Annotated in this window: 23 protein-coding genes and 2 pseudogenes; 16 read left to right on the forward strand and 9 right to left on the reverse strand. The window is 53.5% G+C overall.

Translation table 11 applies throughout. The features are described 5' to 3' along the window. On the reverse strand, positions 1-442 hold a 442-nt coding region (locus HMPREF9412_RS32710), incomplete at its 3' end, for a hypothetical protein (protein ID WP_217492355.1). A 205-nt stretch (positions 443-647) separates the two neighbouring features. On the opposite strand from HMPREF9412_RS32710, the gene tkt reads away from it, so the two are divergent. Continuing rightward, positions 648-2,669 (forward strand): transketolase, encoded by a 2,022-nt coding sequence (gene tkt / locus HMPREF9412_RS00365; RefSeq protein ID WP_009589249.1) that lies wholly within the window; start codon positions 648-650, stop codon positions 2,667-2,669. 100 nt (positions 2,670-2,769) lie between these two features. Further along, positions 2,770-3,087 (forward strand): pyrimidine/purine nucleoside phosphorylase, encoded by a 318-nt coding sequence (gene ppnP / locus HMPREF9412_RS00370; RefSeq protein ID WP_009589264.1) that lies wholly within the window; start codon positions 2,770-2,772, stop codon positions 3,085-3,087. 121 nt (positions 3,088-3,208) lie between these two features. Here ppnP and HMPREF9412_RS00375 read toward each other — a convergent pair whose 3' ends face one another. Then, a complete protein-coding gene (locus HMPREF9412_RS00375; RefSeq protein ID WP_009589251.1) occupies positions 3,209-4,135 on the reverse strand; it encodes a copper amine oxidase N-terminal domain-containing protein in 927 nt (308 codons plus the stop codon). A gap of 162 nt (positions 4,136-4,297) precedes the next feature. Beyond that, positions 4,298-5,194 carry an NAD(P)-dependent oxidoreductase gene (locus tag HMPREF9412_RS00380; protein ID WP_009589257.1) on the reverse strand — a complete coding sequence of 299 codons (897 nt, stop codon included), beginning with the start codon at positions 5,192-5,194 and terminating at the stop codon, positions 4,298-4,300. A gap of 197 nt (positions 5,195-5,391) precedes the next feature. On the opposite strand from HMPREF9412_RS00380, the gene HMPREF9412_RS00385 reads away from it, so the two are divergent. The 3 genes from HMPREF9412_RS00385 to HMPREF9412_RS00395 all read left to right on the forward strand — a co-directional run bounded on the left by HMPREF9412_RS00385 (position 5,392) and on the right by HMPREF9412_RS00395 (position 8,086). Beyond that, entirely contained in the window at positions 5,392-6,747 is a 1,356-nt protein-coding gene (locus HMPREF9412_RS00385; RefSeq protein WP_009589268.1) for a glucose-6-phosphate isomerase, read from the forward strand. Between the two features lie 106 nt (positions 6,748-6,853). Further along, a complete protein-coding gene (locus HMPREF9412_RS00390) occupies positions 6,854-7,486 on the forward strand; it encodes a YigZ family protein (RefSeq protein ID WP_009589243.1) in 633 nt (210 codons plus the stop codon). A 6-nt stretch (positions 7,487-7,492) separates the two neighbouring features. After that, the gene (locus tag HMPREF9412_RS00395) at positions 7,493-8,086 is read left to right on the forward strand and encodes a TetR/AcrR family transcriptional regulator (protein WP_009589260.1); all 594 of its coding nucleotides are present in this window, start codon (positions 7,493-7,495) and stop codon (positions 8,084-8,086) included. Between the two features lie 176 nt (positions 8,087-8,262). On the opposite strand, the gene HMPREF9412_RS00400 is transcribed toward HMPREF9412_RS00395, so the two are convergent. After that, positions 8,263-8,664, reverse strand: coding sequence for a secondary thiamine-phosphate synthase enzyme YjbQ (locus tag HMPREF9412_RS00400; protein ID WP_009589272.1), 402 nt, complete (start codon positions 8,662-8,664; stop codon positions 8,263-8,265). A 189-nt stretch (positions 8,665-8,853) separates the two neighbouring features. Here HMPREF9412_RS00400 and cysT point away from each other — a divergent pair, with 189 nt between their 5' ends. Genes cysT through HMPREF9412_RS00420 form a run of 4 tightly spaced genes read left to right on the forward strand, consistent with a single transcriptional unit; the run spans position 8,854 to position 12,618 of the window. Continuing rightward, the gene (gene cysT, locus HMPREF9412_RS00405) at positions 8,854-9,669 is read left to right on the forward strand and encodes a sulfate ABC transporter permease subunit CysT (protein ID WP_009589271.1); all 816 of its coding nucleotides are present in this window, start codon (positions 8,854-8,856) and stop codon (positions 9,667-9,669) included. Further along, entirely contained in the window at positions 9,666-10,463 is a 798-nt protein-coding gene (locus HMPREF9412_RS00410; protein WP_009589250.1) for a sulfate ABC transporter permease subunit, read from the forward strand. The genes cysT and HMPREF9412_RS00410 overlap by 4 nt, the downstream gene beginning before the upstream one ends. 1 nt (position 10,464) lies before the next feature. Next, the gene (locus HMPREF9412_RS00415) at positions 10,465-11,529 is read left to right on the forward strand and encodes a sulfate/molybdate ABC transporter ATP-binding protein (RefSeq protein ID WP_009589258.1); all 1,065 of its coding nucleotides are present in this window, start codon (positions 10,465-10,467) and stop codon (positions 11,527-11,529) included. A 30-nt stretch (positions 11,530-11,559) separates the two neighbouring features. Continuing rightward, on the forward strand, positions 11,560-12,618 hold the full coding sequence (locus HMPREF9412_RS00420) for a sulfate ABC transporter substrate-binding protein (RefSeq protein WP_009589267.1): 1,059 nt from the start codon (positions 11,560-11,562) through the stop codon (positions 12,616-12,618). Positions 12,619-12,848: 230 nt separating this feature from the next. Here the strand turns inward: HMPREF9412_RS00420 and HMPREF9412_RS00425 are convergent, their stop codons facing one another. Beyond that, a complete protein-coding gene (locus HMPREF9412_RS00425) occupies positions 12,849-13,415 on the reverse strand; it encodes a GNAT family N-acetyltransferase (RefSeq protein ID WP_009589242.1) in 567 nt (188 codons plus the stop codon). Between the two features lie 189 nt (positions 13,416-13,604). On the opposite strand from HMPREF9412_RS00425, the gene HMPREF9412_RS00430 reads away from it, so the two are divergent. The 4 genes and pseudogenes from HMPREF9412_RS00430 to HMPREF9412_RS00445 all read left to right on the forward strand — a co-directional run bounded on the left by HMPREF9412_RS00430 (position 13,605) and on the right by HMPREF9412_RS00445 (position 17,199). Beyond that, a complete protein-coding gene (locus tag HMPREF9412_RS00430) occupies positions 13,605-14,882 on the forward strand; it encodes a serpin family protein (protein WP_009589278.1) in 1,278 nt (425 codons plus the stop codon). Positions 14,883-14,994: 112 nt separating this feature from the next. Continuing rightward, positions 14,995-16,024 (forward strand): annotated as a pseudogene (locus tag HMPREF9412_RS00435) (TIR domain-containing protein). Then, on the forward strand, positions 16,021-16,257 hold the full coding sequence (locus tag HMPREF9412_RS00440) for a hypothetical protein (protein WP_009589256.1): 237 nt from the start codon (positions 16,021-16,023) through the stop codon (positions 16,255-16,257). The pseudogene HMPREF9412_RS00435 and the gene HMPREF9412_RS00440 overlap by 4 nt, the downstream one beginning before the upstream one ends. Positions 16,258-16,461: 204 nt before the next feature. After that, positions 16,462-17,199, forward strand: a complete 738-nt coding sequence (locus tag HMPREF9412_RS00445) for an MBL fold metallo-hydrolase (protein WP_175320726.1) — start codon at positions 16,462-16,464, stop codon at positions 17,197-17,199. Between the two features lie 114 nt (positions 17,200-17,313). Here HMPREF9412_RS00445 and HMPREF9412_RS00450 read toward each other — a convergent pair whose 3' ends face one another. After that, positions 17,314-17,724: a GNAT family N-acetyltransferase gene (locus HMPREF9412_RS00450; protein WP_009589246.1), complete on the reverse strand. Its 411-nt coding sequence runs from the start codon at positions 17,722-17,724 to the stop codon at positions 17,314-17,316. 220 nt (positions 17,725-17,944) lie between these two features. Between HMPREF9412_RS00450 and HMPREF9412_RS00455 the strand changes: the two genes are divergently transcribed. Beyond that, positions 17,945-18,706: a TioE family transcriptional regulator gene (locus HMPREF9412_RS00455; RefSeq protein WP_009589276.1), complete on the forward strand. Its 762-nt coding sequence runs from the start codon at positions 17,945-17,947 to the stop codon at positions 18,704-18,706. 130 nt (positions 18,707-18,836) lie between these two features. On the opposite strand, the gene HMPREF9412_RS00460 is transcribed toward HMPREF9412_RS00455, so the two are convergent. Together HMPREF9412_RS00460 and HMPREF9412_RS00465 are read right to left on the reverse strand one after the other, a co-directional pair. After that, a complete protein-coding gene (locus tag HMPREF9412_RS00460; protein WP_009589265.1) occupies positions 18,837-19,643 on the reverse strand; it encodes a Cof-type HAD-IIB family hydrolase in 807 nt (268 codons plus the stop codon). Positions 19,644-19,682: 39 nt separating this feature from the next. Further along, positions 19,683-20,584: pseudogene (locus HMPREF9412_RS00465) on the reverse strand (DMT family transporter). A 286-nt stretch (positions 20,585-20,870) separates the two neighbouring features. On the opposite strand from HMPREF9412_RS00465, the gene HMPREF9412_RS00470 reads away from it, so the two are divergent. Beyond that, positions 20,871-21,581 (forward strand): metal-dependent hydrolase, encoded by a 711-nt coding sequence (locus tag HMPREF9412_RS00470; protein ID WP_009589269.1) that lies wholly within the window; start codon positions 20,871-20,873, stop codon positions 21,579-21,581. Between the two features lie 89 nt (positions 21,582-21,670). On the opposite strand, the gene HMPREF9412_RS00475 is transcribed toward HMPREF9412_RS00470, so the two are convergent. Beyond that, positions 21,671-22,672 (reverse strand): lipoate--protein ligase, encoded by a 1,002-nt coding sequence (locus tag HMPREF9412_RS00475; RefSeq protein WP_009589248.1) that lies wholly within the window; start codon positions 22,670-22,672, stop codon positions 21,671-21,673. Between the two features lie 175 nt (positions 22,673-22,847). On the opposite strand from HMPREF9412_RS00475, the gene cobD reads away from it, so the two are divergent. After that, positions 22,848-23,972, forward strand: a complete 1,125-nt coding sequence (gene cobD / locus HMPREF9412_RS00480) for a threonine-phosphate decarboxylase CobD (protein ID WP_009589247.1) — start codon at positions 22,848-22,850, stop codon at positions 23,970-23,972. Positions 23,973-24,013: the final 41 nt, after the last annotated feature.

A 24,013-nucleotide genomic window follows, 5' to 3' on the forward strand; every position in this document is an offset into this window, starting at 1 on the left:
CTGCCCCGGCACCCGGCGCAGCTCCGGCAGGGGGCCGCAAGGCCCCGCCGGAGGCGCGCGAGTCGCAGCGGGCGAATGCTCCGCTGCGGGAAGAGCGGCCGGCGCAGGCGAAGCCGGCCGCAAGCCAGGGCGCGCGCAAGGGAAGCGCGCCCACGCCGCCACCCCCGCCGCCGAAGGCGCAGGGGGACGGCAGCGGCCGGCCCGGGGAGACGGGGCCGGCTCCGGAAGGAGGCTCCTCCATGGATCGCCTCCTCAAAGCCAAAAAACGCGGCACGCGCTGATGTGCCGCCGAAAGCTTCGGTCCGGCTGTCGATGTGCAGCTTAGACCGAAGCTTTTTCTTTGCCCGAATGCAGTAACTTTTTCCATGCCGGCGATGTCCCCTAAATCGTTTAACGGATGTCGAATCCGGTTATAACCGGACTTATAAGGGAAATAATGCAAGAGGGATGTCGGCAGCCCTGACGACTTTTACACAACATTGACAATTACGTTATGGAAATGAAAGACGTGTGGTGATACAATAAGAGTCAAAATGATATTCTCAACATTCCTAACTGCTCTGATACCAAGCGAATCGGGGCTGGAGGGACGTAAGAAGCCTTCATTTTCGAAGCTTACTATGGAAAAGATTTGAGGAGGACGAATCATGACAACTGAACATAACCAAACGATCGACAACCTGTCCATCGCAACGATCCGGACATTGGCGATCGACGCGATCGAAAAAGCCAACTCCGGTCATCCGGGCATGCCGATGGGATCCGCGCCTATGGGCTACCAGCTGTTCGCGAAGACGATGAATCATAACCCGGACCAGCCGGCGTGGATTAACCGCGACCGTTTCGTCTTGTCTGCAGGACATGGCTCCATGCTGCTCTACAGTCTGCTCCACCTGAGCGGCTATGACTTGTCCATTGAGGACCTGAAACAGTTCCGCCAATGGGGAAGCAAAACCCCGGGGCACCCGGAATTCGGCCATACGGCCGGCGTTGATGCAACGACAGGTCCGCTCGGACAAGGCGTGGCCATGGCCGTAGGTATGGCAATGGCTGAGGCTCACTTGGGCGCGACTTACAATAAAGACGGTTTCAACGTGGTGGATCACTATACGTACGCGATCTGCGGCGACGGCGACATGATGGAGGGCGTGGCTTCCGAGGCGGCTTCCCTGGCAGGTCACCTGAAGCTTGGCAAATTGATCATGCTGTACGATTCCAACGATATCTCCCTTGACGGCGAGCTGAACCTGGCCTTCTCCGAGAACGTGGCGAAGCGTTTTGAAGCATATGGCTGGCAAGTGCTGCGCGTAGAAGACGGCAACGATCTGCCTGCGATCGAGAAAGCGATCGAGGAAGCGAAAGGCGATTCGAACCGCCCGACGCTGATCGAAGTGAAAACGGTCATCGGTTACGGCAGCCCGAACAAGCAAGGCAAAGGCGGCCATGGCGGTACGCACGGTTCTCCGCTCGGAGCCGACGAAGCGAAGCTGACCAAGGAATTCTATAAATGGGTATATGAAGAGGACTTCTACGTGCCGGAGGAAGTGCGCGAGCATTTCGGCAAAGTGAAAGAACGCGGCATTGCTGCGTATCAAGCGTGGGTGGATCAGTTCGCGAAATACAAAGAGGCTTACCCAGAGCTGGCTGCGCAATTCGAGCGCGGCGAATCCGGCAAATTGGCTGAAGGATGGGACAAAGACCTTCCGAAATACAGCGCGGACGACAAAGCGGTTTCCACTCGCGTGGCTTCCGGTAAAGCGCTGAACGGTTTGACGGCAGGCGTACCGCAGCTGCTTGGCGGATCGGCTGACCTGGAAAGCTCCACCATGACTCACTTGAACGACCTGGCATCTTTCACCGCGGAGAGCTATGAAGGCCGCAACGTGTATTATGGCGTTCGCGAATTTGCGATGGCTGGCGCGATGAACGGTATCGCTCTCCATGGCGGATTGAAAATTTTCGGCGGTACGTTCTTCGTATTTACCGATTATCTGCGTCCGGCCATTCGCCTGGCTGCGATCATGAAGCTGCCGGTTACGTATGTGCTGACGCACGACAGCATCGCTGTCGGCGAAGACGGCCCTACGCATGAGCCGATCGAGCAATTGGCTTCCCTGCGCATCATTCCAGGCGTGACCGTTATCCGTCCGGCAGATGCGAATGAGACTTCCGCTGCATGGGCTTATGCGGTTGAGAACACGGATCGTCCGGTAGCCTTGGTGCTGACTCGTCAAAATCTTCCGATCCTCGCAGGCACGGCGGACCATGCGCGTGAAGGCATCAAACGCGGAGCTTATGTGGTTTCCGACGCAAAAGATGGGAACGTGCAGGCTCAAATCATTGCAACGGGTTCCGAGGTTCAGCTTGCCGTTAAAGCACAAGCGGCATTGGCCGAAGAAGGCATTGCCGTACGCGTCATCAGCATGCCGAGCTGGGATCTGTTCGACAGCCAGGATCAGGCTTACAAAGATTCCGTGCTGCTTCCTGACGTTAAAGCCCGTCTTGCCATTGAAATGGCTCATCCGTTCGGATGGGAGCGTTACGTGGGCGACAAAGGCGACATTCTCGGCATCAACACGTTTGGCGCTTCCGCTCCTGGCGACCGCGTCATTGCCGAGTACGGATTTACCGTTGAGAACGTGGTTAGCCGCGTAAAAGGTTTGCTGTAACAACACCCTGATTTAACTCCATATTGATTTTCCGGCACCCGCATGATGCGGGTGCCGTCCATATATCAAGCCTACATATTTTGGAGGAGGAGAGTTGTCGATGACACAATTCAAGAATGCGACCGTCACGAAAGCAGCCAATGTGTACTATGAGGGGAAGGTAACCAGCCGCACGGTGCTGCTGGAGAATGGGGAGAAGGTCACGCTCGGCATCATGCTGCCGGGAAGCTATGAATTCGGCACGGATGGCCCTGAAATCATGGAAATCCTGTCCGGCGATTTGCGTGTTCTGCTGCCCGGGGAGCAAGAGTGGTTGGAGATTCAAGAGCCCGCGACCTTTAACGTGCCGGGCAATTCAAGCTTCAAGCTGGAAATCCGCACCGTGACGGATTATTGCTGCTCTTATCCGACGATGTAGCAGGACAAACGGCACCTAAAGCAGTGAATATGCCAAAAAGGCTCAAAGCCGATGGCTCTGAGCCTTTACTGTCAATGCCGGATGTCAACGCAGGCCGTTAACGGCGGTTGATATAATGGACTTATTCCTCGGGGATCGTCACGATCTCGCCTTTATATCCGGGAGCCCGGTTGTCCAGCTCTACGTATCCTTCGCCCCATTCTTGGACGCGGTCGAGCAGGCGGTAGCTGGTGACGCCGGAAGGGTAGCGGAATACGAATTTGGCAAGGGTCCAATTGCCGGTATCCGGCTGCTTGCCGATCTCCGCTTTCAGCGCAGGCAGGAAGAACAGATCTTGGTTTGCCGGTACCTTGGCGGAATAATCCAGCTTGCCCTGCCATTTCAGATATTTAACGCTGCCGCGGATTTCGAAATAGCTGGCGATATCGTTATCTACCAGGAAAAAGCGTTGGGATTGGCCTTTGGGAAAATAATAATCCACGCCCTGCATTTCCACGGGCAGCATGTCCAGCTCAGGTTTCTTCAATTCGGATGAATACGGAAGCTTGGCTGCAGCATTCCGGGCGGTGGCCAGATCGGAGCTCTTTAAGTCGGCGATGATATCGGGCTCTGCCTTATTGATATAAGCTGTTTTTAAAGAGCCGTTCCAATAGACGCTGGCATCGAAGGCTTGGGCAACGGCCCTTAGGGGAATCAAGGTTTTGCCGTTATGCAGCAGCGGGGCTGCAGGGAGCGCCTTCTTAACGCCGTTCACCTCCATGCTGGTGCTTCCGGCCGCGAGAATCACCGTTCGGTTATCGCCTTGAATGGTCACCTGTTTCTTCTGGTTGTCGTACTTCATGACGTAGTTGCCCATAGGCTTGAGATCGGTAAGGGTAACAAAGGTGGTGCCCTGCCTGATCAGCACGTCGCCGCTTGCGGTTACGTTGTTAATGGTTGCGGATGGTTTAACTGCTGCAGAGGCTGGCAAACCGCCTATTGCAGGGGACAGAACAGCGGTTAGTACGACAGCGGCTGCCATTGCTTTTAATCGATTGGTCCATTTCATGTTGTAAATTCCTCCCTTTGCATAGTAGACGGAAGTGAAACGCAAAAAGTTTCTTGCCGAGAGGAAAATGATGGAATAGCCAAAAAAATAGCTCCTTCCTCCTAGTCCGGATGAACCGAAAACTAACGAGAAGGAGCCATTATAGATGCATGGCTTGTCTGATTATGGCTGCTGGCCGCCAATCTTCTGGCCGATCCAAGCCTCGTAGCACTTCACGACGGCGGAGAGATCCTCGTCGCCATAGCCTTCGCTGGCACCGGCTTGAAACAGGCTCTTGGCCAGGTTCAGCATGGGCGACGGCATCCCGATGCCGTCGGTGAGCGAAGAGGCCAGCTTCAGGTCTTTGAGCATGAGCGCCAGCGAGAACTGGTTGCTGAAATCGCCTTCGATGATTTTGCGTCCCTTCAGCTCCGCCGCTTTGCTGCCGGCCGATCCCAGCTGCACGAGCTCCAGGAAGTTGTCTGCCGGTATGCCTGCTTTCGCGGCGATGGCGAAGCCTTCAGCCAGTGCCAGGTTGTTAATGCCCACAATCGTATTGTGCGCGAGCTTGGCCACGGCGCCGCTTCCGTTAGGCCCCATGTGAATGACCTTTTTGCCCAGGGTGTCAAAAACGTCGGCTTGCGCTTCGATGACGGCGGCATCACCGCCAACCATGAAGACCAAGGTGCCATCAATCGCTGCAGGCTTGCTGCCGGTTACCGGGGCATCCAGGAAGGAAGCGCCGAGGCCGGAAACGGCGGAGGCAATTTCCTTAACCAGGCTTTCGGAGATCGTGCTGCAGTCAATGACGGTCATCCCGCTCGTCAGGGAGCCAAGCAGGCCGTTCTCTCCGTAGAATACATCCCGGATGGATTGGTCGTTGCTTACCATTGTAATGACAAGATCTTGCCCTTCGGCCGCTTCCCGAGGCGTCTCCGCGATGGAGGCTCCCTGTTCGGCGAGCGGACGGCATTTCTCGTGTGTGCGGTTATATACCGTCACATCGTAATCCTGCTTCAGCAGATTGGAGGCCATGGGAGCGCCCATGGTGCCCAGTCCGATAAACCCGATTTTTTTCATAGTCTATATCACCTTCGATTATGGATTCCTGATCCACTCTATCTTAGCACGGGTTCCCGAAACGAAGCCAGCCTTTGCAGGGAATGGAAGCGGGAAGGAGTCCCGCGCATGAAGAATAGATGACAGTTGGCCCGTGAAACTTGCGGTCTTTATTAAATTAAAGTATCCTATTTCTAAATTCACAGGAGGTTTAAGGCATGTCTAAAAAAATCAAGTTTGATTACAGTAAAGCACTGACCTTTGTCAATCAGCACGAAGTTGATTATTTCGCTGAGCCGATCCGCACAGCTCATGAACAGTTACATAACGGTACGGGCGCCGGCTCCGATTATTTGGGCTGGATCGACCTGCCGACTCAGTACGATAAAGAGGAATTCTCCCGCATCCAGAAAGCGGCCGCCAAAATCCAAAGCGACTCGGACGTCCTGATCGTAATCGGAATCGGAGGCTCCTACCTGGGTGCGCGCGCAGCCATCGAAATGCTGTCGCATTCGTTCTATAACGAGCTGTCGAAGGACCAGCGCAAGACGCCGGAAATCTACTTTGCGGGCAACAACATCAGCTCCACGTATGTTTCGCATCTGCTTCAATTGATCGAAGGCAAAGACTTCTCCGTCAACGTTATCTCCAAATCCGGCACAACGACGGAACCGGCAATCGCTTTCCGTATTTTCCGTGCGGAGCTGGAGAAGAAATACGGCAAGGAAGAAGCGCGTAAACGCATTTACGCGACGACGGATCAAGCGAAGGGCGCCCTCAAGAAGCTGGCGACCGAGGAAGGCTACGAGTCCTTTATCATTCCTGACGATGTGGGCGGACGTTATTCCGTTCTGACCGCGGTAGGTCTGCTTCCGATCGCGACGGCAGGCATCAATATCGAAGAGATGATGCAGGGCGCGGCCGACGCCTCCAAGGAGTACAGCAGCCCGAACGTTGCCGAGAACGAGGCTTACCAATACGCAGCGGTTCGCAACGCGCTTTACCGTAAAGGCAAAGGCATCGAGATCCTGGTGAACTATGAGCCTTCCCTGCATTTTGTATCCGAATGGTGGAAACAGCTGTACGGCGAGAGCGAAGGTAAGGATTACAAGGGGATCTACCCGGCATCCGTCGATTTCTCTACCGATCTGCACTCCATGGGTCAATTCATCCAGGAAGGCAGCCGCAACATCTTCGAAACCGTCATTCAGGTGGAGAACGTATCCGAGCATATTACGATCGAATCGGATCCGGACGATCTGGACGGATTGAACTTCCTGACCGGGAAAACATTGGATTTTGTCAACAAAAAGGCGTTCCAAGGCACGATGCTGGCCCATACAGACGGACAAGTTCCGAATTTGATTGTGACAATTCCAGATTTCACTCCCTATTCGTTCGGATATCTGGTATACTTTTTCGAAAAGGCCTGCGGTATCAGCGGCTATCTGTTGGGTGTCAACCCGTTTGACCAACCGGGCGTAGAGGCGTACAAGAAAAATATGTTCGCGCTGCTCGGCAAACCTGGGTACGAGAAAGAGAAGGCCGAATTGGAAGCTAGACTTTCCGAATAACCCGACACTTTCATTGGATTAGACGTAAGACGCTGAAGGAAGCAGTCCGCTGGCATATCATTGCCGTGGACTGCTTTCTTGGCAATATAGAGGTGGTTGTTGTTTCATGCTGGATCGTTACAAAACGGTACGTCAGGCGGGCTCCAAGGAGATCGTCATCAAGAAATCGCGTTTCATCGGGCATGTAATGCCGGTAGAAACCGAAGAGGAAGCCGTCGCTTTTATTGAAGAGATCAAGAAAAAACATTGGAATGCTACGCACAATTGTTCCGCTTACATGATTGGCGAGCGGGATGAGATTCAGAAGCAATCGGATGACGGGGAACCGAGCGGAACGGCCGGCAAGCCGATTCTCGAGGTGATCCGCAATCAGGGCCGGAAGAACGTAGCTATCGTGGTCACGCGTTATTTTGGCGGCATTATGCTGGGTGCGGGCGGATTAATCCGGGCGTACACCGATGGAGCCGTGGCTGCGATCGAGTCAGGCGAACCGATTACAAGGGTTCTTCACCGGGAGATTTTTGTGGAGCTGGATTATACCTGGCTGGGTAAGGTGGAGAACGAGCTTCGTAACCGGAACGTACGCATGGGAGAGACAAACTTTGCCGACACGGTGACTTTGACCTGCTTGCCGCTCGATGGTGATGCGGAGAGCTTTATGACTTGGATGGTGGATTTGACACAGGGGCAGTCCTTGATCACGGAGGGAGAGCGGCTTTATTTTATTGAAGGGGAATAAAATAATATGGCAAGAAGAGCAGTCGAACGCGAGTTGTCGAGAGAGCGGATACTGGAAGCAGCCAGGCATTTGTTCATAACCAAAGGATACAGGGCCATTTCGATGCGAAGCATCGGGCAGCATTTGGGTTATAGCCACGGCTCTTTGTATTATCACTTTAAGGAAAAGGCGGAGCTATTCTACGCCATTGTCATGAAGGACTTTAATGATCTAAATGATTTGCTGTTGGAGGTCTCGGTAAAGCCTCCCTGTGACGGGGTATCGAAGCTGGAGCAGCTGATGCTGGAATTCGTCCGTTTCGGTCTGGATAATCCTTACCAGTACGAAATCATGTTCATGATCCGGGACGAAGAGCTGCTGTCTTACTGTCGCTCTGAGCAGGGACGCTGTTTTGAAATGTTTGCTATGCTGGTTCGTCAGTATTTGCTGGAGGAGAATTACAGTGATGAAGAACGGCGAACCGTTCCGCTGACTTTGTTTTTGTCGCTGCATGGATTTATATCGTATTATATTCAGGACAGAATCGGTTTTGATGAGATTAAACCAGCCGCTCTTACCCATATCAAAGTGTTATGCCGGAGTCTGTACAGTAGAGTCTAATGTTTTCATGCTGCCAAGACGTGCAGCTTGACACTTCAATCCGTTACAACGACCTAGCGTTGAAACGTCAATCACCTAATGAACCATAAAACAGACAGGCGCGCTCCCTTGCATGCACCTGTCTGCTTTTTGTGCTTTTATTTCATTCGCTTGACTGCCGGTTTCAATTGCCGGTTTTATCCTTCCATGATCTTCACATGATATTGGCGCTGCCTCGGTCCGTCGAATTCGCAGAAGTAAATTCCCTGCCAGCGTCCAAGAAGCAGGTGCCCGTTCTGAATGATCACGGTCTGCGAAGGGCCGCAGGTGATCGATTTAAGGTGGGAGGCCGTGTTGCCCTCCGCATGGCGATACTTGGGATGCTTCCATGGATAGACCTCATCCAAAGACATCAGCACGTCCCGTTTCACATCGGGATCGGCGTTTTCGTTGATGGCGATTCCCGCCGTCGTGTGCGGACAATAGATCAGGACCGTTCCTTGCTGGACTCCGCTTTGTTTCACGAAAGAGTGGATCTCCCTTGTAATATCCCTCATCTCATCGCGTCCTTGCGTAGCCAATTCACCCGTATACAGCATCGCAATAACCTCCTCAACTTTTTCCATTTCTTTTATTTTACCCGATAAAGTGCAAAAGATGGATTGACGATGGGATTCAGCTTTTGGTAAAGTATGTGTAAAGTAAAACCAAGTATACAAATAGGAAATATAAAGATGGTTTGTGGAGGAGTCGACCGGAATGCCATCCGGAGGCGGGAGGGATACGAGATGACAACATGGATTCGTCATAAAGGTTGGACTTGGGGTTTTCGAAGCACCGTACTGCTTTATTTTCTTGCCTTGATCGTACTGCCGATCTTTGGGGTGTATGTGCAATCATTCTCTGCGGGATGGAGCCATTTTGCGGAAAGCGTAATGGATCCGATCGCCTGGAAGGCCGTGCTGCTTACCATTAAACTGGGCCTAATCTCTACTTTCATCAACGTGCTTATCGGAACGATGATTGCTTGGGTGCTCATACGGTATCGATTTCCGGGAAGGACGCTGCTGAACAGTCTGGTGGATCTGCCCTTTGCGCTGCCGACGGCCGTTGGCGGCTTGATGATTTTGCTGCTGCTTGGGCCGGGGAGCTTGCTTGGAGGCCTGGCGGAGAAGCTCGGCTTTGAAATTGTGTTCCATCAGCCTGCGATCGTGGTCGCCATGCTGTTTGTCACGTTTCCGTTTGTAATCCGGGCGGTTCAGCCGCTGCTGGAAGAGCTGGACCCGCTGGAGGAAGAGGCCGCATATACGATGGGCGCTTCCAGAACGAGAACCTTTTTTAAAGTTATCCTGCCCTCGATGCTGCCGGGAATTATCAGCGGAGGGATGCTGGCCTTCTCGAGGGCATTGGCTGAATTCGGTGCCGTCGTCCTGGTGGCCGGCAACATTCCTGGCAGGACGCTGATCGCTTCGGTATTTATTTTTGGTGAGGTGGAGAGCGATAATCCGGCCGGAGCGGCTGCCGTATCGATTCTGCTTCTTACGCTCTCCTTCATCATCCTCTGGGTGATCAATGCCGTGCAGCAGAGGGGGAGACGAGCTTGAAACGATTATGGATCGGACTTACGTATGCCGTATTTATCATCCTGCTGATCATTCCGCTGTCCCGAATTGCGATCGGTGCGTTCGATAAGGGGCTGGACGGGTTTGCGGAGGGGCTGCTCAGGCCTGAAGCCCTGCATGCCCTGATGATGACGGGTCTGATTGTGGTATTCGTTACTTTTTTGAATGCGTTGTTTGGCATCATGATGGCGCTGTATCTGGTGCGGGCAAATTGGCTCAGCCGAAAGATCAAGGGCATTCTGAACAGCATTGTCGACCTGCCCTACGCTGTTTCGCCGGTCATCGGCGGTTTGATGATTGTGCTGCTGCTCGGACCCGACAGCATCATCGGCGGTTTTTTTGAAGGAATCGGGTTTAAGGTGGTATATGCGTTCCCCGGCATGGTGATCGCGACGCTCTTCGTTACGTTCCCGCTGATGGTTCGCGAGGTTATGCCCGTGCTGCAGGAGATCGGAAACGATCAGGAGCAGGCGGCAGCGACGCTTGGGGCATACGGGTGGACCACGTTCGTGAAAGTAACGTGGCCTTCCATCCGGTGGGCCGTCGTATACGGTCTGGTGCTCACGGTAGCCCGTTCATTGGGCGAGTTCGGCGCCGTGCTGGTTGTATCCGGCAACATTATGAACAAAACCCAGACGGCGACGACGCTAGTGTATCAGGACGTGGAGAATTTCAACGTGGCTGCGGCGAATGGAGTGGCGCTGGTACTGGCCGCCTTCTCCGTAGGTCTCTTGCTGCTGATGGAATGGGCCAAAAAAAGAAAGGATGTGCATTGATATGCATGTGGAAGTTCGCGATCTGAACAAGCATTTCGGTACGTTTCACGCCGTCAAGAATGTCAGCTTCGAGATTGAAAAGGGGCATCTGATCGGGCTGCTGGGGCCCAGTGGAGGCGGTAAAACCTCCATCCTGCGCATGCTGGCCGGGCTTGAAAATCCGGATTCCGGACAAATCTCCTTTCATGGCCAAGTGGTCAATGACCTGCCGCCGCAGGAGCGCGGCATCGGCTTTGTGTTCCAGAACTATGCCTTGTTTAAGCATATGACCGTGTTTGACAACATCGCTTTCGGCTTGAAGGTGAAGAAGGCCGCTAAGGCCAAAATCAAAGACCGGGTGATGGAGCTGGTGGAGCTGACGGGCTTGAAAGGCTTCGAGAGCCGCTACCCGCACCAGTTATCGGGCGGACAGCGCCAGCGCGTAGCCTTTGCCAGAGCGCTTGCGCCCGAGCCGCAGCTGCTCTTATTGGATGAACCGTTCGCCGCAATCGATGCGAAGATCCGCCAAGAGCTTCGCTCCTGGCTTCGCGATCTGATCGAACGGGTCGGCATCACGTCGATTTTTGTTACGCATGATCAGGACGAGGCCATTGAAGTCGCGGACGAGATCATGATCATTAATCAGGGGCGCGTCGAGCAGAAGGGAACGCCGTGGGATATTTACAAGGAGCCGAAGACGCCGTTTGTCGCTTCCTTCATAGGCGAGTCCACCGTCATTTCAAGCGCTGCCGAGCTGAAGGGATTTGAGGCAGCCGCTAACAAGAATGCGACGCGCGCATTAATTCGCCCGGAATATATCGAGATTGGAAGCGAGCATGATTTCAGCGTGCTGTCCGCCACGGAGACGGGGATTGTCCGCCATTTGCATTTCCGCGGCAGCGAGTGGCTGGTGGAGGTGGAGGTCAAGGGACATAAACTGATCACCTACCGGTCGCTGGAGAAAGAAACGCTGCAGCCGGGCCAAGAGGTCCGCGTCCTCGTTCATCGGGCATATCTCTTTAACGACGAGCACAGCTGGATCGAGGAAAATCGCCTGAAGGTCGATCCGATGCCGATTATGATCTGATGATTCTAAATAACGAAGGGAAGTGGATTCATGCGGATCTTGAATATGAAACGAACTTCATTCCTGCAAGTGGGCATGGCGCTTCTCTTCAGTTTGCTTATCGCAGGATGTGCTGATGATCAGCCCGTCAGCGAAGCAGCGATATCGCAACCGGGCGAGCGAACGATCGTGCTGGGCGCGTACAGCGTGGCCAGAGATGCGTTGTCCGAGATTATCCCCGCTTTTCAAGCCGAGTGGAAGGCACAGACGGGAGAAACCATTCGTTTTCAGGAATCCTACGAGGCCTCCGGAACACAGGCGCGCGCCATTACGGGCGGGTTTGAGGCTGACGTCACGCTGCTTGCCATGGAAGGGGATGTCGATAAGCTCGTCAGGGCAGGACTCGTCGACAAGGAGTGGAAATCCCAGCCGTATAACGGCATGGTGACACGCTCGATTGTCGTTCTCGGTACCCGCGCCGGAAATCCGAAAGGGATACGGGATTTCGACGATCTGACCCGTTCGGACGTCAAGGTGCTGTATCCGAATCCAAAGACTTCGGGCGGGGCGCAGTGGGACATCAACGCGATATACGGCGCCGGCCTGAAACAATCGGAAGAGAAGGGAAAGCGTGATCCTGCCGAAGCGAAAGCCTTCCTTGAAGCGGTTCACCGCAATGTGGAGTCGCTCGATAAAAGCGGGCGGGCTTCGATGGCGGCTTTTGAATACGGGGTCGGGGATGTGATCGTTACGTATGAGAACGAGCTGCTGGCCCGGATTGCCCAAGGCGTCCAGTATGACATTGTTGTACCGCAGCATACGATGCTGATCGAGAATCCGGCCGCAGTCGTGGAGCGGTTTGCGAAGAAACACGGCACTGAGGATGTATCGGCGGCTTTTGTGGAGTACTTGCGTACGCCGGAGGCGCAGAACATCTTCGTGAAGCATGGCTTCCGTCCCGTCGAGGAATCGGTGTTTGAACAGACGAAGGAGCGGTTTGCCAACCCGCCGGGGCTGTTCGACATCGAGTATCTGGGCGGATGGGACCAGGTGCGCGAGACGCTGTATTCAAAGCGAGGGGTTTGGTATCAGGTGCTGGCAGGGCTGTGATGCTCGGTTCTCGGTGGTATACGGAGCGATTGATGGGTTCATGAGGGATCGTCGCGTGCGAGTTGCGTTTCTTGCATGGCCGTCGGCGACAAAAAAAGAGATAAAGCGAGCCGTTCAGGATATCCTGACGGCTCGCTTATTTGTACGTACAGAACATTAGCAGTCGTCTGAATGACGCCTCCTTTTTTGCAAATATGCCACGTATACAGATTATTCCGTACTATCTTGCTCTATACGGTTGTTTTGCGCGCTTCCCATTCTTCTCGCAGAATGCCCATGCGAATGGAGTCGTAATAGACGCCGTCGTAATACCGGCACTTTCGCATACGGCCTTCGAGCTGCATGCCCACCTTTTCCGCACAGCGCATCATTCGCGGATTGCCGGACCAGGTCGTAATGCCGACACGGGCGATGGTGAGGTTTTGGAACAGGCAATCTACCCACAACGACAGTGCTTCCGTACCGTACCCGCCGCTCCAACGGCCCGGGTCATAAATCAGGATGCCGGCTTCCAGCCAGCGAGAGGCCTCATGCTCCCAATAGAATGTGACGATGCCAATCGTTGTGCCCTCGACTTCGATGAGCAGATCGCTCGGAAATTGATCGGTTTCGAAGTCGGCATTCCACTGCGTTTCAAAAATTTCGTAGGAAATCTGCTTGAGCGGAAAATAAGGGGCGTCGTATTTTTTCCATTCCGGGTTCTTCGTGCCATAGATCAGATTATATAGAACAGGGGTATCCTCGGGTTTCCTGGATCGCAGCGTCACTTTGCTGCCTTCAAGACGGATTTTTTGCATATGTAGAAATCCCTTTCGCTCTGCATGTCTTTTTAGGTATGTTGCTGGAACTCATCTATTCATTGTAGCGGTGATGAAGTGGATTGCCAACTGAATTTGGATAAATGATCCTTTATATGAAACATTAGGTGTGTCGATTCCGTCAATAGCAGATAGATCAAAAATCTGGCATTGAAGGGGGACAAGGTGATGCGGAATAAAAAGATACTCACAGGCCTATGTTTGCTTGTTGGGCTTACCGCCTGCGCTCAGGACAGCGGGATCCAGCCAGGGGAATCGCAGGGCATTGCGCATAAGCAGACCAAAGTGAAGGAATTGTCGGCGCAGGAACGCAAAGAGGTATTAGGCAAGGTGGATGCCGGCATGGTGAAAGCGCAGAATGATTTTGGTTTACGGCTGCACCAGTCGTTATCGGATAACCCTGAGTACACGAGCGATAACCTGATTATTTCTCCATACAGCATCACGCAGGCCTTGGCACTGGCTTATAACGGGACTGCGGGCGATACGGCTGCCGAGATGGCCGATATGCTGGGCTGGAGGGGCATGAATGATGCAGGCATCAATGAAGGCAACCGCCAGCTCCGCTCCTTGCTGGAGAATGGAGGCGGCGTTGTGCTGAACGTGGCTAATTCCGTTTGGCACCGGCCAGGTCTTAAGCTAAAGGAGGCTTATGCGGAGGCCGTAAAGGACAGTTACGGCGCGGAGGTCAGGGAGACGGACCTTAAGCAGGAGGAGGCAATGCATGCAATTAACCAATGGGTGAAAGACAAAACCAGCGGCATGATCCCTAAGATATATCATGAGCCGCCAGGCGGCGTTGCGGTCCTGATCAATGCCATATATTTCAACGGCGGGTGGACGGATGAATTTGATCCGGCAAATACCGTGGATGAAGAATTTACGCTATCTGACGGCACCATTCAACAAGTCCCTATGATGAAGAGGGAAGATAGATACAGCTATAAAGAAGGAGAGTCCTGGCAGGCCATCCGCATTCCATATGGAGATGGCCGCATGCACATGCTGGTCATCCTGCCGAAGGAATCCTCCACAATCGATAAGCTGCATCGGCAGCTGTGGAAGGATGCGTCCGTTTGGAAAGGCGATTACTCGTTCGAAACGGTTCAGCTCAGTCTGCCCAAGTTTAAGGCGGAGCAGAGCTTTGAGCTTCCGGATGCCCTTAAGAGCCTTGGCATGGTCAAGGCATTCGACGCCGTCGAGGCTGATTTTAGCAAAATGGCCGAACAAGGAGATGGATTTTGGATCGATCATGTCACACACCAGACGATTGTCGATGTCAGCGAAAAAGGGACAAAGGCCGCAGCTGTGACAGCGGTGGGAATAACGGAAAGCGCCGAGCCTACCGAGCCGATCGCCATGAATATCAACCGCCCTTTTTTCTTTGCCATTGAAGATCGGGACACGGGTGCATGGTTATTTATGGGGTCTGTTTTGAAACCGTAGCATATACTATACCAACATGCGCCTGCCATAATTTTCACCCAAAAATAGGCAACTTTGTTATAATGGTCGAATAAGACTAAAATGTATAACAAAGGGAGAATAGGATGTGCCTATGACCATACCGAAGCCCAATTTATTCATAGGTTCTTCCAGAGAGGCCATCAAGTATGCAAGGGCGATCCACGAACAGATCAAACGCTCCGCCCAAGTGACGCCTTGGTACGGGGGTACGTTCGGGGCGAATATGTATACGATGGAAGCTTTGGAGAAGCAGCTGGCGTCCAGTGATTTTGGTGTGTTCGTCTTTTCTCCGGATGATGTGGCGCTCATTCGAGGCAAACATGTATTTGTTACCCGCGACAACACGTTGTTTGAGATGGGGCTATACTGGGGAAGGCTCGGGCGGCGAAGGGTATACTGCATCATTCCGGATCAGGTAGAGGCAGACAGCAGTTCCGTTCAAGACGTGATCGTTAAGGATTATCACCTACTCTCCGACCTGCAGGGCATTACGCTGCTCGAATACGAGCTTCGAAGCGACGATGATTATAAATCTGCCGTCGATGTCGCCTGCGGGCATATTCTGAGCGCGATCGAAACCGAAGGATTCTATAACAACCCGAGCACATTGATTGAACAGAAGGATGCGGAGCTGAGACGCAAGCAAAGCGTGCTGCATTTTTTTCTGGGAATATAACCGAAACGTGCATGTGAGCGATGAAGCGGAAAAATATCATGCACTGAGTGAAGCCGTCCGAAACTCCTTGCTCCCGCCGGCTGCAGGGGATTTCCGGGTGACCGGCGCAGCCTTTTGGGGACGAAGAGATGAAGGCATTGCCCAAATTGGGGGTAATGTAGGTAAAGGACGGTATTTCCCGTTCGATGGGAAAAAGGATCATTCGCCAAGCAACCAGTCGATTTACGTGATTGATGTCTATAATAGTGGAAAATGGGCATTTTATCACGAAGAGGAAGTTGCGCAGGTGTATGTGTTCTGCTATCCTTTAGGTGTAAATCATGTATTGTCCGTGCATTTTACGGGACATGAGATTCTTACGGATGAAGATCTCGCGGAGGTTGTGGAACAGAATCGTGAGCTGCTTCGTACCATCAGGCATTTAGTTGGAGGGGATTCGTCGTGAGCAGGAATGAGAAGAAGAGAACGTCAGGTCATCCGCAGGGGTCCGCCAATGGCAGCAGCTGGGTGGTTCGGGGGCCCGTACCGATGATGAGTACGCTGAAATCCCGGAAGCGCTCGGTCAGACGCTCAAGCAAGAGCAGTGTATATGTCGGTCCTTCCGTGGAAGGTGTGGATAAGAAGTACGTCAAGGTCATCAGCGGAGCTGTTGACGATAATAAGCCCTCGTTTGCTTAATGAATTGCTATCATAGCCATATCGATCGTATGACATAAATGACGAAAGACCGTTCGGGATGAGCCCGGCGGTCTTTGTTTTTTTCTTCGTGCGCTAATACAATAAAGGGACAAGGTTTGCTTAACCGTGAAGGAATCCAATACATAAAAATGGGGGATACGTGTGAGCGGAGATACATTAACTTTTCTGGGAACCGGGGATGCGATGGGCGTCCCGCGGGTATATTGCGATTGCGAGGTATGCACGGAAGCGAGGAGTACGGGCGTGAACCGGCGATTGCGCTCCTCGGTGATGGTGGAGTGCGGCGAAACGTCCTTTATGATCGACTGCGGTCCGGATTGGCGCGGCATGATGGAGGGGCTCGGGATTCGAAAAATGAGCGATATGCTGATTACGCACGCCCACTTTGATCATATCGGAGGCCTTCCGGAATGGAGCGATGCCTGCAGATGGCAGAGGGAAAAAGGCCGGCTATACGCCCCAGCCGAGGTGCTGGACCAGATTGTCCGGCAGTACCCGTGGCTTCCGCGGCAGATGGAGATGACGCCAGTCGATGAAGGATTTACATTAGCTGGCTGGGAGATTTCGTGCTGGAAAGTAAACCATGGCAAGAACGGGTACTCCTACGCCTACCGGTTCCAGAAGGACGGGTACACATGGGTATACAATTCGGATTCGATTCATCTCAGCCTGGAGGAAAAGGAGCCGTTGAAAGGCGTGGATCTCCTGGTACTGGGAACCAGCTTTGTTCATGAAACCGCCCAATTCGAGACCCGTTCCGTCTATGACATGAAGGAAGCTGCAGAGCTGCTCGCCGAGGTGAAGCCTCGCCAAACGGTGTATACCCATATGTCGCATGACGTCGACGTTCGGAAAGAGCTGCCTCTGCCAGAGGGAGTCCGTGTGGCGGTGGCGGGGATGACCGTGAGATTGAATAAATGAAAAATATGGAGTAGTTAGTCCGGCCATGTGTGTTACTCGACGGCTCCCATGCGGAGACCTATAGCGTGAACATGCGGCAGGATTGCCGCTTTAAGTCGCTGGCACGGATATCACTCACACAGATCCGGCCATACCGTATCGTTCAGGGTACAGCAGCTTGAAGCCGGCGTGTTGATACAGCTTGATTCCGGGAACGTCCGTGATGACGGTGACCTCGGCTCCGCTTGGCGCTATTTTTTTCAAGCGGCCGAGCAGTTCGGACACGATCGTTTCTTCAAGCCCTTGATCCCGATAGGATGCCGCGGCCATAACATCTACCAGTTGAAAATACAAAGCGCCGTCGCCGATCACCCTCCCCATACCGATCAGCCGGTCATTGCCGTCACGGACAAGGACGGAGAGCAGGCTGCGGTTGAGAGCGGTCTCTGCGATCGATTCCTCGACCTCAGTCAGCCCTGCATCGAATCTAAGATCGAAATATTCCTTAAGCTGTGGAACTTCCTCGGTTATGTGCATATTCATCATGATCAGCCTCCCGCTGTTAAGAATACGTTCAACTTGCCCCTACACCAACCAATATACTACATTGATGCAAGTGAGAAGCTGCCGGGCGGCGAATTCACCCACACCCTTGTTGATGTTGCACAAACCTTATCATTGCACCTTAATGTTTTAATTTAAGGTTTGCCAATGGCCCGCGATTCTGGTAAAGTAGGTTCTCAATCGTGGTCGGGGAGGGGACGGCATGCATTACTACAAGCCGAAAGACATCGCCAAAGAGCTGCATATCAGTACGAGTGCTTTAAGGCATTACGAATCTTGGGGAGTGGTGCCCTCACCTGAGCGGAACGAGAAGGGGTACCGTCTATACACGAAGATGCATCTCGCCTACTTCCGGTGTCTGCGGGCCATGTTCCCCGGGTTCGGTTATGCCGTAACCTATGATGTGATTCGCCATATCCAGAAGAGGGAGATGGATGAAGCCCTCTGGCTCGTGAACGGGGAGCAGGTCAAACTGCAGCAGGAAAAGACCATTGCGGACGAAACGTTAGCCCTGCTTGAGAATCCCGGGCTTGACAGTATCAGGGATAAAAAGCTGAAGGCTCATATGACGATCGGCGAAGTTGCCGAATTGACCAACGTGGAGTCGTCCGCCATTCGTCACTGGGAGAAGGAAGGCTTGATCACTCCCGATCGCAACCCTGAGAATGGATATCGGCTGTACAGTCCCTCGCATGTCCGGCAGATTTTGCTGATTCGCTCGTTAAGGCGGACCGTGTATTACCTGGAGAGCATCAAGGAGATTATTCAGGCCGTGGAGCATCAGAGCATTGAGCAGGCCAAAAAATTGGTCCGCGAAGCGTTGTCGGTCATTCATCAACGAAATCTGCAGCAATTCAACGGCATTCATAAACTGATGGAGCTGTGCATGGAGGTAGGCTTGCTGGAGTTCAACGATGCGGCTCTTCTAAAGCCGATTCTAACATTTAACCCGGATCGGGAATGATCGACAGGCCGCGGCGGCCTTGCGCTTCCCAAGGAATCGGTTAGAACGCCGCATTGGCCCGGTTTATGGACAGGAACAAGCCCCCATGGATATCATGGAGGCTTGTTTGCGCAGCTAGTTATTTTTCGTATTAACCTTGGTTGAGCACGAATTTATCAATGACATGCTTTACGCCGTCTTCGTTATTCCCCAGCGTAACGTAATCGGCAATCGCCTTAAGCGGCTCAATCGAATTGCCCATAGCGACGCCAAGTCCGGCTGCCTCCAGCATTTCGTGGTCGTTCCAGGAGTCGCCGACAGCGATGGTTTCCTTGAGGTCGCAGCCAAAATGATCGGCCAGGAAGGTCAGCGCATGTCCCTTTGTGCCTTCCTTATGCATGAACTCCAGAAAATGCGGCTTGGATTTGGTAATATGGACTTCATCGCCAAGCAGCTCGCGGAATATAGGGATCAGTTCATCGAGATAGTCGGGATCGTCAATAATGAGCATTTTCGGTGTCGGTTTCCGAACCATCGTCATAAAATCAGGCTCGATATAATAAGGCGTCCGGTTCAGGGCGCAGTAATCGATCAGCTTCTGATTCTCTTCGCGGGCATACAGCTTGTCATCAATGTAGGTTTGCAGATGCAGATTGTGCTCCACGCAGTATTCAAACAGCTTTACGGCAGCGTCGACGGGAACGAAGCGTTCGTAGAGAACCTTTTCGTCGAGCAGATTTTTGATCAAGGCACCTTGGTAGGTGATGATGGGAACGTTGAGTCCGGTTTGACGGGCAATCGCCTGGGCTGACGCATAGGCACGTCCGGTTGCCAGCGTCACGACGACGCCGTGGGCGACCGCTTGCTCAAGCGCCTGCTGGACGCCAGGGGTTACTTCCTTATCGTCATTGATCAGGGTGTCGTCAATGTCGATGGCCATCAATTTGTAAGTTGTCATGGGTATCTCTCCTTTTTGATTCTGTCTCTGTCTTTAACTCTATTGTACCTTTTGTGGCGCAGACTTCAATTCCGCAATCACCATTCCCGCCAAAATACACAGGCAACCGATGCCGCCGATGAGCGTAAGCCGTTCTCCGGCAAACAGAATTCCCGTCAGTGCCGCGAATACGGGCTCCGTTGCATAGATGATGGCTACCCTGGACGGCGTCGTGTATTTTTGGCAGACGGTTTGGATCCAGAAGGCGAATGCGCTGGTAGGGCCGATGGATACGGCGAGCGCCCACAGCACGTTCGGCTCGGTCAGCTTCTCCATCAGATCCGCTGCATTGCCCACATGTTCGGTTAAAGCGGAAGCTATCAGGCTGAATACCCCAACGACGGCCATCTGGAGCGCTGCCAGCAGCAGGGAGGGATATCGGCCGGCATAAACGCCCGTATAACCGATATGGAGCGCAAAACCGATGGCGCAAACGAATACGAGCACATCGCCCTTGTTCAGGCTCATGCCGGATCCGGCGAAGGTGAGCAGGTACAGGCCCGCTGCAGCAAGCAAGGCGCTGATCCAAGTGAATCTGGAGATGGAATGCTTTAACAGCGCGTACGATATGAAAGGCACCAGCACGACGGACAAGCCGGTAATGAAACCTGCATTGGACGTGGTCGTGTACAGAAGGCCGCCGTTTGAAAGGCATAGCCGATAAACAAAAAAAGACCGAGCAGGCAAGCATGCAGCAGCATCCTGCCGGAGATTAGCTTCCACTGATTCCGGTAAAAGAGGGTGATGATCAATGCGAGGAGCAGGGCCGCTCCCAGAAAGCGGGCCGAATTAAAGGCCATGGGCGGGAGGACGCGCACCGCATACTGAACGATGAGGAACGTGGAGCCCCACATCATGGCCACCAGAAGCAGGCTGATGTCGGCGATACGTGAGCGATTCACTAGGTAGTCATCCTTTCCGATGATGCGAAACTCAAATTGCAGCTTCCCGTACATTCGTCCCCGGGCGTAAGCCATGGGCAAGTGATCAAATTGTATCCCATATGAGCGGATTGGACAACCATTTTTAAGCCCGCAAAAGTGGAAGGGGTAGACAAAAAGAGGATGATTTTGCTATACTAATGAACCGAACGTATATTCTCATGACCCTGGGCTATCGGACGTGAAGATCGGCAGCGATCCATCGATTCCATAGTCAGCATTGAGCTTAGAAAGGAAGAATGTCATCATGATGGGCAGAGCTCATTTGATTATCAGCACAGGGGTCACGTTATCCGTCATGGGCATGAGCGGAGTGCCTGTCACGCTGCCGGCCGCGGCAGTGGCTTTGGTCAGCTCGCTGCTTCCCGACATCGACGAGCCCAACTCCCTGCTGGTGCGCAAGGCGATTCCTTCCGGGCTGCTGCGAATTCTTCAGCTGGCGATGATTGGCGCTGCCATATTCGTTGTATTCTACGGCAAGGAGTATGCTCCTTGGAATATCGCCCTGGCCGGGCTGATCGGGGTTGTTTCGTACCTGCCGAGCCGGACGCTGCGCCATGTCGTCATGTTTTTGATCGGCTTGGGACTGATCTCCTTCGGGCAGGGCTTCAGCCCATGGAATACGATCGCAGGCAGCGTGCTGATTGCAGGCTCCTTGGTGACCCATCGGGGGTTAACCCATACCGTCTATGCCGCAGCCGGATGGACGGGCCTGCTGTATTTTGCGTCACAGGGCAAGATCGGCGGGGAAAGCCTATGGTTTGCCGGCGGTTTATCCTACTCGATTCATTTGCTCGCAGATGCGCTGACCAACCGCGGAATCCGTCCGCTTCCTCCGTTCAAATGGAGAATCAAGCTGAAGATCATGAGCACCGGAAGCAAATGGGGACGCACGGTAGAGAATGCCTGCATTGTGCTGACGCTGGTCCTTGTTTGGTACGTGTTTATGGCTTCTTGAATCGGGGATATGCAGTTTTACAATGAAAAAGCCTCCCGCCCTTATGCAATGCATACGGGGCGAGAGGCTTATTTAGATTTCAGCCGGATCTATTCCTCAAGAAAGATGAGGCCGATCAGATCGTCGAGCTCGAGGTTGCCGAAGTAATGCTTGACGTCGATGCCGGATAGCGCGGAGCGCACCGCCGTTTCTTCGTACCGTTTGCCGCGAAGCAGATTCTCGATATCCGCAACATCGCCGACGCCGAAGAAATCGCCGTAAATTTTAATCTCTCCGATATGCCCTTCACGGATGTCCATGCGGATATCGATGATGCCCACCGGGAACTTCCTCGCATGCTTCACGTTGCTCTCAGGGGACAGCCCGTAGTTCCAATCCCAATTCTGGTAGCGTTCCTTCGAAATCTGGTTGATGATCTCCCAATCCTTCTCCTGAAGCACGTATTGCGGTACTTGATCCGGTTCCATCCCGAAGATCGAGCGAAGCAGCTCCCCGCGGAACTGTTCAATGGTCATGTCGGTGCCAAGCAGCTCCTTGATGTTCGCTACGCGGCTGCGCACGGACTTGGTGCTCTTGGATTTGAACTTTTCCGGATTGGCATTCAGCGAGGCCTGCACGTCATCCAGATTCAGATCGAACATGAGCGTGCCGTGGCTGAACATGCGTCCCCGCGTCGAGAACTGAGCGTTCCCCGAAATTTTCTTCTCGCCGACCTGCAGGTCATTCCGGCCGCTGAGCTCGGCCGGCACGCCCATCTTTTGCAGGAAGTCGATGACCGGCTGCGTGAACTTCAGGAAGTTGTGGAACGACTGGCCGTCGTCCTTCGTAATGAAGCTGAAATTCAGGTTGCCGAGATCGTGGTACACGGCTCCGCCGCCGGACAGCCGGCGCACAACCTGGATGTTGTTGTCGCGAACGTATTCCTGGTTGATCTCTTCGATCGTATTCTGATGCTTTCCGATGATGATGGAAGGCTTGTTGATATAAAAGAGAAGGTAGCTCTCGTCCATGGACAAGTGCTTAAGCGCATATTCTTCAATCGCTAGGTTGATGGATGGGTCGTGAATCCCCTGATTATCGATAAATAGCATAGTATCCTCCGTCGTCACAATTCAAAATGTGGTGCTTCCAGACTATTGTAAACCAATTTTAAGGCAGAGACAAAGCATTCCATGTTGACGAGTCAGGGACGGTAGCGACATAATGATGGCATTACATAACGGCAGGGCTTGCAAGAGCCATGGGCATGGAACAGGAGGAGCCCTTATGAGCGATAATAACCTACCTTTGATCGAGGTGTACGGGCACGGCGGGGATGTGGAAACGGCGGCCGCCGCATTTGGAAGGGGAGCCTCGGCTTTTCTGGATTACAGCGCCAATATTAACCCGTTGGGACCGCCCCAAGGGGTCCTGGCAGCGTTAGAAGAAGGGATGAGCGCGGTGATTCGTTATCCGGATCCGGGGCACCGCGAATTCAAGAGGCTGCTTGCGGAGGAATTGGACACCGATGCCCGGCGCATTCTTGTCGGAAATGGAGCTGCAGAGTGCATGGCATTGCTGCTGCTGGGCCTGCAGCCCCGAACGGTCGGCGTGGTCGATCCTTGTTTTTCCGAATACCGGGAGTTGTCCTTGAAATTTGGTTTGGACATCCGCTCCGTGTGCGGGCAGCCGGAGCGGGACTTTCGTGCGGACAAGGCGGATATGATGGAGCTGATCGCCTGCACGGATCTCGTATTTGTGGGACAGCCGAACAATCCGAACGGGGTTCAGTACAGCCTGAAGGATATTCGCGGGTTGGCGGCATGCGCTGAGCAAGAAGGGACCTGGTTGGTGCTGGATGAGGCCTTCATCGATTTCATTCCGCCGGAGGACAGACAGACGTTGATGCCGGAACTGCAGGAATATCCGCGGACGATCATTGTCCGGTCGATGACCAAGTTTTATGCGATACCTGGCCTGCGGCTCGGGTATACGGTTGCCCACCCCGACGTGATACGCGCCATGGCAGGCAAACAAGTGACGTGGAGCGTCAATGGACTGGCGCTGCTTGCGGGAGAGGCTTGTCTTGGCAGCGGCAGGGAATATGAACTGGATACGCTTCAATTGATTCGCGAGGAACGCGAGAAGCTGATACATGGTTTACGAGCGCTGGGGCTTGACGTTACGCCGGGGGAGGCCAATTTTCTGCTGATGGAGCTTCCGCGGCCTTGGAATGCAGGGATGTTCCAGCAGGAAATGGGCAGGCGGGGCGTGCTCGTCCGCAGCTGCGCCATGTACCCGGGCCTCGGTGAGCGCCACATCCGATTAGCCGTTAAGGATGCCGGATCTAACGACAGACTGCTGGCGATAATTGCGGAGGTCCTTGGAAATCCTTCTGCTGACGCGACTTAGGGATTTCTGGCAGCAGATCCATATGAAGAACGCTACAGGTA

This window comes from Paenibacillus sp. HGF5 (assembly GCF_000204455.1).
In the GTDB taxonomy this organism is placed as follows: domain Bacteria; phylum Bacillota; class Bacilli; order Paenibacillales; family Paenibacillaceae; genus Paenibacillus_AQ; species Paenibacillus_AQ lautus_A.